At 73.8% G+C, this 12,275-nt stretch carries 11 protein-coding genes; 5 read left to right on the forward strand and 6 right to left on the reverse strand.

What is annotated here, in order from left to right; translation table 11 throughout:
- Positions 1-408 precede the first annotated feature (408 nt).
- From thrB to KR546_RS15220, 4 genes are all read right to left on the reverse strand, one after another.
- The gene (gene thrB, locus KR546_RS15205; protein WP_238445572.1) at positions 409-1,320 is read right to left on the reverse strand and encodes a homoserine kinase; all 912 of its coding nucleotides are present in this window, start codon (positions 1,318-1,320) and stop codon (positions 409-411) included.
- A 68-nt stretch (positions 1,321-1,388) separates the two neighbouring features.
- Positions 1,389-2,732 carry an MFS transporter gene (locus KR546_RS15210; RefSeq protein WP_238445573.1) on the reverse strand — a complete coding sequence of 448 codons (1,344 nt, stop codon included), beginning with the start codon at positions 2,730-2,732 and terminating at the stop codon, positions 1,389-1,391.
- Positions 2,733-2,736: 4 nt separating this feature from the next.
- Positions 2,737-4,020, reverse strand: a complete 1,284-nt coding sequence (locus tag KR546_RS15215) for a homoserine dehydrogenase (protein WP_238445604.1) — start codon at positions 4,018-4,020, stop codon at positions 2,737-2,739.
- 89 nt (positions 4,021-4,109) lie between these two features.
- Positions 4,110-4,988, reverse strand: a complete 879-nt coding sequence (locus KR546_RS15220; RefSeq protein WP_238445574.1) for a GNAT family N-acetyltransferase — start codon at positions 4,986-4,988, stop codon at positions 4,110-4,112.
- Positions 4,989-5,188: 200 nt separating this feature from the next.
- Here KR546_RS15220 and lysA point away from each other — a divergent pair, with 200 nt between their 5' ends.
- Positions 5,189-6,466, forward strand: a complete 1,278-nt coding sequence (gene lysA, locus KR546_RS15225) for a diaminopimelate decarboxylase (protein ID WP_238445575.1) — start codon at positions 5,189-5,191, stop codon at positions 6,464-6,466.
- A 30-nt stretch (positions 6,467-6,496) separates the two neighbouring features.
- Here the strand turns inward: lysA and map are convergent, their stop codons facing one another.
- Together map and KR546_RS15235 are read right to left on the reverse strand one after the other, a co-directional pair.
- Entirely contained in the window at positions 6,497-7,264 is a 768-nt protein-coding gene (map, locus tag KR546_RS15230; RefSeq protein WP_238445576.1) for a type I methionyl aminopeptidase, read from the reverse strand.
- 31 nt (positions 7,265-7,295) lie between these two features.
- Entirely contained in the window at positions 7,296-9,041 is a 1,746-nt protein-coding gene (locus tag KR546_RS15235; protein WP_238445577.1) for an arginine--tRNA ligase, read from the reverse strand.
- A 190-nt stretch (positions 9,042-9,231) separates the two neighbouring features.
- Between KR546_RS15235 and KR546_RS15240 the strand changes: the two genes are divergently transcribed.
- From KR546_RS15240 to KR546_RS15255, 4 genes are all read left to right on the forward strand, one after another.
- Positions 9,232-9,732, forward strand: a complete 501-nt coding sequence (locus KR546_RS15240) for a universal stress protein (RefSeq protein WP_238445578.1) — start codon at positions 9,232-9,234, stop codon at positions 9,730-9,732.
- A gap of 36 nt (positions 9,733-9,768) precedes the next feature.
- Entirely contained in the window at positions 9,769-10,155 is a 387-nt protein-coding gene (locus tag KR546_RS15245) for a YidH family protein (RefSeq protein ID WP_238445579.1), read from the forward strand.
- A gap of 2 nt (positions 10,156-10,157) precedes the next feature.
- Positions 10,158-10,469, forward strand: coding sequence for a hypothetical protein (locus tag KR546_RS15250; protein ID WP_238445580.1), 312 nt, complete (start codon positions 10,158-10,160; stop codon positions 10,467-10,469).
- A 72-nt stretch (positions 10,470-10,541) separates the two neighbouring features.
- Positions 10,542-12,158 carry a molybdopterin-dependent oxidoreductase gene (locus tag KR546_RS15255; protein WP_238445581.1) on the forward strand — a complete coding sequence of 539 codons (1,617 nt, stop codon included), beginning with the start codon at positions 10,542-10,544 and terminating at the stop codon, positions 12,156-12,158.
- Positions 12,159-12,275: the final 117 nt, after the last annotated feature.

The raw sequence follows: 12,275 nt of genomic DNA on the forward strand, positions 1-12,275 counted from the left end.
GTCGGTCGGAGACGGCGAGCCGTGTGAGACGGCGTGACGAACGTCGCGTCGGACGAGTGCGTGACAGGTGTCAGCGATCCGGAGCGACGAGCCATTGGATGGTCAAGGGCGCGGAGAGCGGCGAGGTGTTCCGTCCCGGCCCGACCGCGAGGTCGGCGGGGCGGCGCAGCCACTCACCACGTCCCCGCTGGCCGGAAGTCGGCTCACCGGTGTGGTGGAGCCTGTCAGGCCTGATCAGCCACGTGGCGGTTCCGGCGGCCGGAGCGGAATCGTGTCGGCGAGGTGCCGTACGGGTTTCCGGGTCTGGCCGGGAGGGGCCCGCGACCGATCGGTGCGGGAGACGTCCGCAATGATACTGCACGACGGGCGTGCGTTCCACCATCCACGTCACGACGAGACGTGGACGGGTCACCCGGATCGTGGCCGTGACCGCGCCCCGGCCAGGTCCCACGACAACGCCTCGACGTCGACGGCGTGGCCGGCCGTGGACGCGATCTCCCGCACGGTGTCGACGGCCGCGGCGATCCGGTCCGGCCGCGCGTCGACCAGCCCGACGACGGTGGGTCCGGCGCCGGACAGCACCGCGAAGGTCCCGGCCTCGCGCCAGCCCTCCAGCAGGTCGGCGGCCGCGGGCTGGCCGGCGGTGCGTGCCGCCTCGTGGAACCGGTCGCCCGCCAACGGCACCTGCAGGGGCCAGGCACCGACCAGCCCGCCCACGACGTGGGACAGCCGCCCGAGCTGGTCCACGAGGTCGTCGCGCCCGAGGCCGTCGGGCAGCACGCCGCGGGACTCGGCCGTCCGGCTGCGCTCGACCGGGATCGCCACGACCGGGGCCAGCGCCGGGGTGGGACGTGCCCGCTGGACGACGAGCCGGCCGTCGGAGCCGGTGGCGGTCGTCACCAGGCCGCCCATCACGGCCGGGGCGACGTTGTCGGGGTGACCTTCGAGCTCGGTCGCCCAGGTCACCAGGTCGTGGTCCGCCACCGACGCGCCAGCCACGGCCCGGGCCAGTACCAGTCCGGCCACGATCGCCGAGGACGACGAGCCCAGCCCGCGCTCCAGGGGGATGGCGTTGTCGACGTCCAGGCGCAGGTCGGGCACCGGGTGGCCGAGGTGGTCACACCCCTGCACGAAGGCGTGCCAGACGAGGTTGTCGTCCCCGGTCGCCAGGCCGTCGCGATCACCGGTGTGGGTCACGACCCGGTCACCCTCGTGCCGGCCGGTCGCGACCCGCAGGTGCCGCGCCAGGGCGACTCCCAGCGTGTCGAAGCCAGCGCCGAGGTTGGCGCTGGTGGCCGGCACGACGACGAGGTGGTCCATCCGGTCCGCTCCTGGTGCTGGTGGGTCGTGGGTCGGTGGGCGGGCAGCGTAGGCGCCGCCGCTCGGCCTCAGTCCGTCCCCGCATCCTCCGCGATGGTCAGCGGGTCGGCTGTGGCGCGCCACAGGTCCCGGGTCCACCACAGCCACGTCAGGCCGTAGACCAGCGCGACGCCCGCCATCAGCCGGGTCGCCGCCGCCAGCCCGACCGCCTCCGCCAGGATCGACCCCAGGACCGCCGAGCTGCCCATCGACAGCGTGGCCAGCGCGAAGTCCAGCGACATCACCCGCCCACGGACGTCGTCGGGGGTGGTGCGCTGGAGTCCCTCGGTGCTTGCGACCCACTGGTGGCCGGCGAACAGGTGGGCGACCAGCACGGCGCCGACGGCCACCCAGAACACGGGGGCCGCCGGCATGACCAGGTAGGTCAGTGCGAACCCGATGATCGAGATGCCCAGCGTCCCGACCAGGCGCTGACCGCGGCCGCGGACGATCCGGCGGCCCACCCAGGGGCCGACCAGCGCTCCCAGGCCCCGGGCGGCGAGCAGTGCGCCGATGCCGGCGTCCCCGGCGCCGTAGACCCCGATCGCGTAGGCCGGCAGCAATCCCACCACGCCGTTGCCGGTGCCCACGCCCGCCTTGGTCGTCATCAGTGCCCGGGTGGGCTTGCGGTCCCGCACGAAGGCCCACACGTCGGTGACGTGGGCGAGCACGCTCGCCCCGGTGGCACGCAGCCGCGCGATCGAGAACGGCGCCCGGATCCGCTGCACCAGCACGACCGCCACCACGAAGGTCAGGGCATTGAGCACGAACGACGCCTCGCGACCGAGCACGGCCGCGGCCAGTCCCCCGATCGCGGCGCCCAGGAACAGCATCGTTCCCCACACGCTGCCCAGGATGGTCTGCGCCAGCGACAGGTCCTCGGGCTCGACCAGGTTGGGCACGGCGGCGGGTGGGATCGGCTCCGAGAAGGCCGCCAGTGCCGAGATCGTGCCCACGCAGGCGAACGCCAACCACGCGGTCGAGGTGGTGGAGGCGACCACCAGCGCGAGTGCGGGCAGGACCCGAAGCGCGAGCGACGCCTGCATGAGTCGCCTGCGGTCGAACCGGTCCGCGAGGATCCCGGCCAGCGGGGCGAACAGGAACACCGGCAGGGTCTCGAAGGCGAACACCAGGGCGGTCGCACCGTCGGACCCGGTCACCTCCTTGACCAGGCCCGACACGGCCACGAGCGCGAACCAGTCGCCGAGGTACGACGTCGTGGCGGCGAGGAACAGGTTGCGGAAGTCGCGGTTGCGTCGGAACAGGTCGAGTGCCTCGCCGAGCTGGCTGCCCCGTGGCGCGGTCGGACCGCCGGTCCCGGGGTGGGTGGCCCCGGCCGCCTGCGCCTCGACCCCGTCCGGCGGGTCGCTCACGTGCTCACGACCGGCCCTCGGACTCCACCCGCAGGACGTTGGCCACCGACCGCACGCCCCCGGTGGCCGCCAGGGCCTCCACGGTGGAGCGCAGGTTGGACTCGCGGGCACGGTGGGTGATCAGGACCAGCTGGGCGTGGTCGCCCACCCCCTCCTGCCAGACCTGGGCGATCGACACGTCGTGCTGGCCGAAGGTCGCGGCGACGGCGGCGAGGACCCCGGAGCGGTCCTCGACGTCCAGCAGCACGTAGTACTGCGTGGTCAGGTCCTCCATCGGCCGCACGGTGGCGGCGCGGTGCGTGGACTCCAGTGGGCCACGGACGGTCTGCAGGAGGTTGCGCACGACGTCGACCACGTCACCGAGCACGGCCGAGCCGGTCGGCTCGCTGCCGGCGCCGGGACCGTAGAACATCAGCTCGCCGGCCCCGTCGGCCTCGACGTAGACCGCGTTGAACGCCAGCCGGACGCTGGCCAGCGGGTGGGTCTCGGGCAGGAAGGTTGGGTGCACGCGGACCGCCACGGCGCCGTCGACCTCGGAGGCGATCCCGACGAGCTTGACGACGTAGCCCAGCCGGCGGGCCACGGCGATGTCGGTGGCGGTGACCCGCTCGATGCCCTCGCGGAACACGTCCGGGTCGGTCACGGCCGAGTCGAAGGCCAGCGACGCCAGGATGGCCGTCTTGGCCGCGGCGTCGTGGCCACCGGTGTCGGCACTGGGATCGGGCTTCTCCGCGTAGCCCAGTTCCTGGGCCTCGGCCAGCACGTCGTCGTAGGACGCGCCCTCCTCGGTCATCCGGGTGAGGATGTAGTTGGTCGTCCCGTTGAGGATCCCGATGACCCGGCGGATCCGGTCCCCGGCCAGCGACTCCTTGAGCGGACGGATGATCGGGATGGCGCCGGCCACGGCAGCCTCGTACATCAGGTCGACCCCGGCCTCGGCCGCGAGCGCCCGCAACTCCGGGCCCTCGTGGGCGATCAGCTGCTTGTTGGCGGTCACGACGGGCTTGCGGTTGGCCAGGGCGCTGCGGACCAGGTCGCCGGCTCGGCCCCGGCCACCCATGACCTCGATGACCAGGTCCACGTCGTCGGCCGCCACCACGTCCTCCGGGCGGTCGGTGAACACGTCGGCCGACAGCGGCAGGCCGCGGTCGCGGGCCAGGTCGCGGACCGCGACACGGACGATCTCGAGTCGCACCCCGGCCCGTGCCGCGATGTCGTCACCGGACCGCGCCAGGATGGTGACCACGCCGCTGCCGACCGTCCCACAGCCCAGCATCCCGATCCGGATGGTGTCCACGCCGTCCTCGATGTCGCCCGACCCCGGACCGCCCGCAGGCTACTGCCCGTGCCCGCGGGCCTCGTCGCCGCCGGGACGGCTCACGAACCCCGAGTCGGCCGGGTCACCACCACGTCGGTGGCGACCGGGACGAAGCCGAGGCGTTCGTAGATCCGTCGCGCCGCCCCGTCGGCGTCGGCCCGGATCACGACCCGGTCGCGCGGTCGAGCGGCGAGGTGGTGGTCGAGGGCGTGCACGACGATCGCCGAGGCCAGGCCACGCCCGCGGTGCAGGGGGTGGGTCACGACGTCCTCGACGATCGCCAGCCCGGCCCGATCGTGCATCACGCTGACCCGACTGGCCGGGATGCCCATGACGGAGGCGACCCAGACGTCGCAGCGGCCCGCCACCATCAGGTCGAGCTGCTGGGCGGTGTGCCAGCGCCAGTAGTCGACGTCGTCGCCCCAGCCGGCCTGCAGGTACAGCGCCCGGGCGCCGGCCAGCACCTTCTCGTCTCGCCCCGACCGGATGTCCAGCCCGGCCGGGTCGCGGACGTCGAGCCCGGCCAGCACCGCGCGGCGGTCGGGATCGTCCCCGGAATCGTCCCCGGACTCGTCCCCGGGCAGGTCGGGGCGCCACTCGAGCACCGAGACCCGGTCGACGCCCGCGTCCCGGGGCAGGTCGCCGGGCGCGGCGACCCGCGGCTCGGTGCCCGCGAGGTCGTCGTCGACCTCCCAGCAGACGACGGCCCGCGTCACCCCGGGCACGGCCCCGACGGTGGTGGCGTGGCGTTCGAGCCACGGCCGGATCGCCTCCGGGGGGTCGTACAGGTGCAGGGCGTTGCCGGAGACGTGGTCGGGCCGGGTCGGCGTGCGCAGCGCGACGTGGTCCGACGTCGTCGTGACCAGCACCTCGGGTCCGTGTCCGAGGCGCTCGGCGGCCAGCCCCACGCCGCCGCGGACGGCCCCGGTCGCACGCATGGTCGTCACCTCGTCGTCGGCGGCGGGCGGCCGGTCGGTCGTCCCGGGACCGGCCAGTGGACCACACCGTCGGGCTGGCGCGGATGGTCGTCCACCCGGGCGCGGTCCGGCTGACGGCGCCGCCACCTAGTCTCGTGGGCCCGGCCGGCCGTCGTGCCGCCCACCCCGAACCCGCGCCACGACCAAGGCGACGACCGAGCATGAGCGACTTCGACCCGGGCCTGCTGCCCGACAACGCCACGGTCGAGCCCGACGGGATGCTGGCGATCGCGGGCTGCCGCATCGACGACCTGGCGGCGACCCACGGCACCCCGCTGTTCGTCTACGACGAGGACCACCTCCGGGCGCGCTGTCGCGAGGCGGTGCAGGCCTTCGGCCCGGGCGGGGTCATCTACGCGGCCAAGGCGTTCCTGTGCCGGGCGATGGCCCGGCTGGCCCACGAGGAGGGGATGCTGCTCGACGTGGCCTCGGGTGGCGAGCTGCACGTCGCGCTCGCGGCCGGCGTGCCCGCCGACGACTGCGTCCTGCACGGCAACAACAAGTCGGTGGCGGAGCTGCGCCGCGCGCTGGAGGTCGGCGTGCGCCACGTCGTCGTGGACTCCTTCGACGAGCTGGACCGCATCGAGGACCTGGTCTCGGGGGGAGCCGGCGAGCCGCCGTCGGTCCTGCTGCGCATCACCCCGGGCGTGCACGCCCACACCCACGAGTTCATCGCCACCGGGCAGGACGACTCGAAGTTCGGCTTCAACCTCGCCAACGGCGACGCGGCACGGGCCGTCGAGCGTGCGCGGGGCTCCGCCGCGGTCCGGCTGTCGGGACTGCACTGCCACATCGGCTCCAACGTGTTCGATGCGGCGTCGTTCGCACGCGCCGCGGCCGTCATGGCCGACTTCGCCGTGCCGCTGGACCTGCCCGAACTGGTGCTGGGCGGTGGGCTGGGTGTCGCCTACGTCACCGGGGAGGAGGCTCCGACCATCACCGCGTGGGCAGACGCCGTGCTGGGCGCGTGCCGCGACCTGGGCGTGACCGCCCGGATCCGGGTCGAGCCCGGACGCGCGATCGTCGCCGACGCCGCCGTCACCGTCTACCGGGTCGGCACGATCAAGGAGATCCCGGGGGTGCGGACCTACGTGGCCGTCGACGGGGGGATGAGCGACAACCCGCGGCCGGTGCTGTACGGGTCCGGCTACGAGGCGGTCCTGGCACGCGACGTCGGTGCCGACCGGCCACTGCGCGCGCGCGTGGTCGGCAAGCACTGCGAGAGCGGCGACGTGCTGCTGTTCGCGGCGGCGCTGCCTGCCGACACCGCCGTCGACGACCTGCTGGTCACGCCCGTGACCGGTGCGTACGGCCACTCGATGGGCTCCAACTACAACAAGCTGCGTCGGCCGCCGGTGGTGTTCGTCCGCGACGGTGACGCCCGGGTGGTGGTGCGACGCGAGACCCACGACGACCTGCTGGCGACCGACGTCGGCTGACCCGACAGGTCCGGCGCGCCGGGCCCCGGCTCACCCGGACGCGGTCAGGACGAGGGGGCCGTCGTCGGTGACCGCGATCGTGTGCTCGCTGTGGGCGGTGCGCGAGCCGTCGGCCGACCGGATGGTCCACCCGTCGGGGTCGTAGACGATGTCGCGCGTGGACGCGGCGAACCAGGGCTCGATCGCGAAGGTCAGCCCGGCGCGGAGCCGGGGTCCCCGTCCCGGCTGGCCGGCGTTGGGGATGGACGGGCCCTCGTGCATGGTGCGACCGACGCCGTGGCCCCCGAACTCGACGTTGGGCTCGTAGCCGTGGGCGGCGGCGACCTCGGCGATCGCGTGGGAGACGTCCCCGACCCGGTTGCCGACCCGGGCAGCGTCGATCCCGGCCGCCAGCGCCTCCTCGGTCGCGCGCACGAGCCGCAGGTCCTGCTCGCGGGGCGTGCCGGCGATCACGGTGATCGCCCGGTCGCCGACCCAGCCGTCCAACGACACGGCGAGGTCGAGGGTGAGCACGTCACCGTCACCCAGGTCGACGTCGTGGGGCAGGCCGTGCAGCACGGCGTCGTTGAGGGACAGGCAGACCACGTTGCGGAACGGGCCGCTGCCGAAGGGTGGCGCGTAGTCCCAGTAGCACGAGACCCCACCGCCGTCGGCGATCAGCTCGCGACAGCGGTGTTCGATCTCGAGCAGGTTCACGCCGACCCGGACCAGTGACCGGAGCTCGTCCAGGATGTCCGCGACGAAGCGTCCGGCGCGCTGCATCCTGGCGATCTCGTTCGGGGTCTTGACGTGGATCACGCCCGGTCCTCCACGACGGGGTGCAGCGGGTTCACATCCGGTCCGGGGCGGACACCCGCAGCAGGCCCAGCACGTCGGCGAGGACCTGCCGGGCGGCGGCGGCGAGGTGGTAGCGCGCGCGGCCGAGTTCGACGTCGTCGACCAGCACGCGGCACTCGGTGTAGAAGCGGTGGAAGGTGGCCGCCAGGTCCTCGGCGTACCGGGTGAGCCGCTGGGTGGCCCGCAGTTCGGCCGCCGCGGCGACCACCTCGTCGACCTTGTCCAGCTCGCGGAGCAGGTCGGCCTCGGCCGGGTGGACCAGGCGCGTGAAGTCGGCCTCGCCGGGCGTGCCGTGGTCGAAGCCCCGCTCGTCGGCCGTGCGCAGCAGCGACGAGATCCGGGCATGAGCGTACTGCACGTAGTAGACCGGGTTGTCCATCGACTGCTCGGCCACGCGTGCGAGGTCGAAGTCGAGCGCGGTGTCCAGGCCGGACCGCAGGAAGTGGTAGCGGGTGACGTCGGCCCCGACCTCGTCGACCACCTGGGACAGCTCCACGAACGTGCCGGCACGCTTGGACATCTTCGCCGGCTCGCCGTCACGCAGCAGGTTGACCATCTGGCCGATCCTGGCCTCGAGCGCGTCGGGCGGATGGCCCAGGCAGGCGGCCGCGGCCTTGAGCCGCGCGACGTAGCCGTGGTGGTCCGCGCCCAGGATGTAGACGAGGTGGTCGGCGCGGGCGAACTTGTTGCGCAGGTAGGCACAGTCGGCGGCGAAGTAGGTGGGCACGCCGTTGGCCCGCACCAGCACCCGGTCCTTGTCGTCGCCGTGCTCGGCCGTGCGCAGGAAGACGGCCCCGTCCTCGACGTAGGTGGCACCGGCAGCCTCGAGGTCGGCCAGGGTGTCGGCCACCGCGTCGGTGTCGTGCAGCTCGCGCCGCTCCGAGAACCACGTGTCGAAGTCCACGCCCAGGTCGTGCAGGGTGCCCTCGAGTCGTTGGCGCATCACCTCGGCACCGAGGATCCCGACCCGCAGCGCCAGCCGGTGCGACATGCGCCCGGTCCCGTCGCCGGCACTCCCGTGCGGTGCGTCGGTGTCGTCGACGGCCTCCCCGCCGAGCGCCGCCACCCAGCCCGGCAGGTCGCCGGGGCCCTCCTCCTCGAAGATCTCGTCACCCCAGTCGGCGCGGAGCTGCGTGGCCACCCGGGTGACGTAGCGGCCCTGGTAGTGGTGGTCGTCGAGCACCTCGCCGCGGGCCGTGAGCACCAGTGTCTCGCCGAAGGTCACGACCTGGCCCCCGGCGTCGTTGACGTAGTACTCGCGCACGACCTCGTGGCCGACCGCCGCCAGCAGCTCGGCCACCGCGTCGCCGACCGCGGCCCAGCGCCCGTGGCCGATGTGGAGCGGACCGGTCGGGTTGGCCGACACGAACTCGACGTTGATCCGTTCCCCGGTCCGCTCGACCGGCCGCAGCGCCCGGCCCCGCGCCAGGATGTCGCGGACCATCGTCGCGTTGTGGTCGTCCGACAGCCGGAAGTTGAGGAAGCCCGGTCCGGCGATCTCGACCGAGGCGACCGCGTCGGGCAGGTCGAGGTGGGCCACCACCGCGTCGGCGATCGCGCGCGGCGCCATGCGGGCCGGCTTGGCCAACCGCAGGGCCAGCGTCGACGCCCAGTCCCCGTGGTCGGGATCACGCGGACGCTCGAAGGCGGGATCGTCGACGGGGGGGAGGTCGGCCGCGGCCAGGGCAGCGTCGATGGCGGCGCCCAGGTCGACCAGGACGGGGTCGGAGGAGGTCATGGGGACTCACGGTCGGCGACGGTGCGGGAACCGCGGACGACCCCGCGGCGGGAGCGATCCGACGCGACGCCGGATCCGGCCCGAGTGTAGATGCCCCCGTGCCCGCCTCGTCCGCCGACCTTGCCCCGACGAGGGCGACCGACCATCATGGTCCCTGCAGCCATCGTCCCTCCGCCGTCAGGATCTCGCCATGCCCAGCCCCGTCGTCGTCGGAGTGGACGGATCGCAACCTGCGCAGGACGCGCTCGCGTGGGCGGCCGGGTACGCCGCGGAGCGCGACGCGCCCCTCCACGTCGTGACGGTCTACGGGCCCACCGAGGAACGCAATCCCCACAGCATGGCGCAGGGCGGGGGCATCGCCGGTGCCGAAGAGCTCAAGGCGCAGGCCCAGCTCGCGGCCCAGTGGCGCGAGCAGCAGGACAAGTGGACCTACGACCGCGCGATCGGGCGGATCCATCGGATGCTGGACGCGCTCGAGGGCGGGCGGCCGACCGACGTCACGCCGGTCGCCGTCGAGGGCACACGTCCGTCACGGGTCCTCATCGAGGCGGCCAGGGGCGCCGACCTGCTGGTCGTCGGGGCGCGTGGCCGTGGCGGCTTCGCCGGGCTGGTGCTCGGATCGGTCTCGCAGCAGCTGGCCAGCCACGCGCCGTGTCCCCTGACGATCGTGCGGGGCGTCGACACGCCCTAGGGTCGGTACGGCACTGCGGACCAGGAGCCGCGCCTCATGGACAGCCTGCCCGGCATGGACGGATCACGTCCTCGGCGACCCCGTTGGGTGTACGCCGTGGGCACCGAGCCCGATCCCCGCTTCAGCCTGGCCAACGAGCGCACGCTGCTGTCGTGGATCCGGACCTCGACCGGCTTCGCGGCCGGCGGCGGTGGTGTCCTGCTCGTGCGTGAGCTGATCGGCCCGCTGTCACTGCTGCTGTCGATCTCGGCCTTCGGGCTGTCACTGGCGATCGTGCTCGGGGCGCTGTTGCGCTGGGCCGTCACCGAGCGGGCCCTGCGCCTGGACCGGTCCCTGCCCAGCCCCGCCATGGCACTGGTCGTCACGGCCGCCGTCGCCACCGGTGCGATCCTGGGGCTGGCCTTCAACGTCGTCCTGCGCTGACGATGGCGGACACGACACCGGCCCCGAGTGCCCGCAGCACGTTGGCGGACCAGCGCACGTCGTCGAGCCTGATCCTGGTCTCACTGGCGGTGCTCGTGAGGACCGCGCTGGACGGCTTCCCGATCGTCATGGTGGTCCTGCCGGTCGCCTCGATCCTCCTGTCGCTGTTCGCGATGTGGCTGTCCCGGGTGAACTACACCGAGCGCGAGGGTCGCGACGTCGGGTGGCGCCATCCGCGGTCGATGTTCGTGTGCGCCACGGCGGCCCTGTTCACCTCCACGGCGGGGCTCCTGCTGGCCTTCGACCTGCACTGAGCACGACCCGGGGCACCCGCGCCCGGCGCCGTCACGGCAAACCGGCGCCGGGGCCCCTGCGAACCACCACACATGGACACACACCGAGACACCCTCCCTCCCCCGCCCCTGCGCGTTGCCATCGCCGGCGTGCTGGCTGCGCTGGCCGGCGTCGCGGCCGGCGAGCTGGTCGCCGGCCTCTCGCGCCGGCTCACCTCCCCCGTCGTCGCGATCGGCGACCGCGTCGTGGACGCCGTTCCCCAGCCGGTCAAGCAGCTGGCGATCGACCTGTTCGGGACCAACGACAAGCTGGTCCTGCTCGGCAGCATCCTGCTGGTGCTCGTCGTGGTCGCCGCCGGCATCGGGCTGGTGGCGCGCCGCCACCTGATCGCGGCGATGGTCGCCGCCCTGCTCCTGGCCGGGGCCGCCACCCTGGCGACGGCACTGGGCCCGACGACACCACTGCCACTGGGCCTGCTGCCCGGGGTGGCGACCGCGGTCGTGGCACTGCCCACGCTGTGGCTGCTGGTCGACCGTGGCCGGGTCCCGGTCGCCACGCCAGCCGCGGACGACGAGCCGGTCGGGCTGGTCGTGCCGACCACGACCGCGTCGGGCCCGGTGGAGCCCGACGTCGGCCCCACGCGTCGACGCTTCGTGCTGGCTGCGACGAGTGTCCTGGCCGGCAGCGTCCTGTCCGCCGGTCTCGGTCGGCTTCTGGGGCGTCGCTTCTCGGTCGCCGACGAGCGCGCCGACCTGGCACTGCCGGAGCCCGCGGACGTGGCGGACGCGGTGCCCGCGGGCGCCCATCCCGACGTCGAGGGCCTGTCGTCCTTCGTGACCTCCAACCGGGACTTCTACCGGATCGACACGGCCCTGGAGGTGCCCCAGCTGTCGGCGGCCGACTGGACCCTGCGCGTGCACGGCATGGTCGACGAGGAACGGACCTGGAGCTACGGCGAGCTGCTGGCGATGCCCTCCGTCGAGCGGGTCATCACGATGACCTGTGTGAGCAACGAGGTCGGGGGCGGCCTGGTCGGGACCGCCCGGTGGCAGGGAGTACGGCTCGCGGACCTGCTGGAGACGGTGGGGGTGGACCCCGCAGCGACCCAGGTCGTCGGGCGCGCCCACGACGGGTTCACCGCGGGGTTCCCGGTCGAGGCCGTGGGTGACCGGGACTGCCTGGTCGCCTGGGGCATGAACGACGAGCCGCTGCCGGCCGCGCACGGCTTCCCGCTGCGACTGGTGACCCCCGGTCTGTACGGCTACGTGTCGGCCACCAAGTGGCTGTCCGAGGTCGAGCTGACCACCTTCGACGCCCTCGACGCCTACTGGGTCGAGCGCGGCTGGGCGGAGCGCGCCCCGATCAAGGTCTCCAGCCGGATCGACACGCCGGAGCCGTTCGCACGCCTGGGCCGCTCCACGGTCGCGGTGGCCGGCGTGGCCTGGGCCCAGACCCGCGGCATCGACGCGGTCGAGGTCCGGGTGGACGACGGCGAGTTCCGCGAGGCACGACTGGCGACGGCCGTCGGCACCGACACGTGGCGCCAGTGGGTGTTCGAGTGGGACACCACCGACGTCGAGCCCGGGCGCCACCAGCTGACGGTTCGGGCGACCGACGCGGACGGGACCGTGCAGCGCGAGGAGCGCACGCCCCCGTTCCCCGAGGGCGCCACCGGGTGGCACAGCCAGGCCGTGTTCGTCGACGGATGACCCCCGCCACGCCCGGCCCGACGGCCGGGCGACCGGAAGGGCACTGGGCACCAAACCACCACCGCCACCGCAACGAACCACGCGTGCAACGACAACCCACGTACGACACCGGTCGTA

This window comes from Salsipaludibacter albus (genome assembly GCF_019798055.1).
In the GTDB taxonomy this organism is placed as follows: domain Bacteria; phylum Actinomycetota; class Nitriliruptoria; order Nitriliruptorales; family Nitriliruptoraceae; genus Salsipaludibacter; species Salsipaludibacter albus.

What these genes read in the sequence shown, in the direction of transcription:
- thrB (WP_238445572.1), bottom strand. Translation starts at nt 1,320, where the DNA reads ATGGACCACCTCGTCGTCGTGCCGGCCACCAGCGCCAACCTCGGCGCT.
- KR546_RS15220 (WP_238445574.1), bottom strand. Translation starts at nt 4,988, where the DNA reads ATGCGTGCGACCGGGGCCGTCCGCGGCGGCGTGGGGCTGGCCGCCGAG.
- lysA (WP_238445575.1), top strand. Translation starts at nt 5,189, where the DNA reads ATGAGCGACTTCGACCCGGGCCTGCTGCCCGACAACGCCACGGTCGAG.
- KR546_RS15255 (WP_238445581.1), top strand. Translation starts at nt 10,542, where the DNA reads ATGGACACACACCGAGACACCCTCCCTCCCCCGCCCCTGCGCGTTGCC.
- KR546_RS15250 (WP_238445580.1), top strand. Translation starts at nt 10,158, where the DNA reads ATGGCGGACACGACACCGGCCCCGAGTGCCCGCAGCACGTTGGCGGAC.
- KR546_RS15235 (WP_238445577.1), bottom strand. Translation starts at nt 9,041, where the DNA reads ATGACCTCCTCCGACCCCGTCCTGGTCGACCTGGGCGCCGCCATCGAC.
- KR546_RS15245 (WP_238445579.1), top strand. Translation starts at nt 9,769, where the DNA reads ATGGACAGCCTGCCCGGCATGGACGGATCACGTCCTCGGCGACCCCGT.
- KR546_RS15240 (WP_238445578.1), top strand. Translation starts at nt 9,232, where the DNA reads ATGCCCAGCCCCGTCGTCGTCGGAGTGGACGGATCGCAACCTGCGCAG.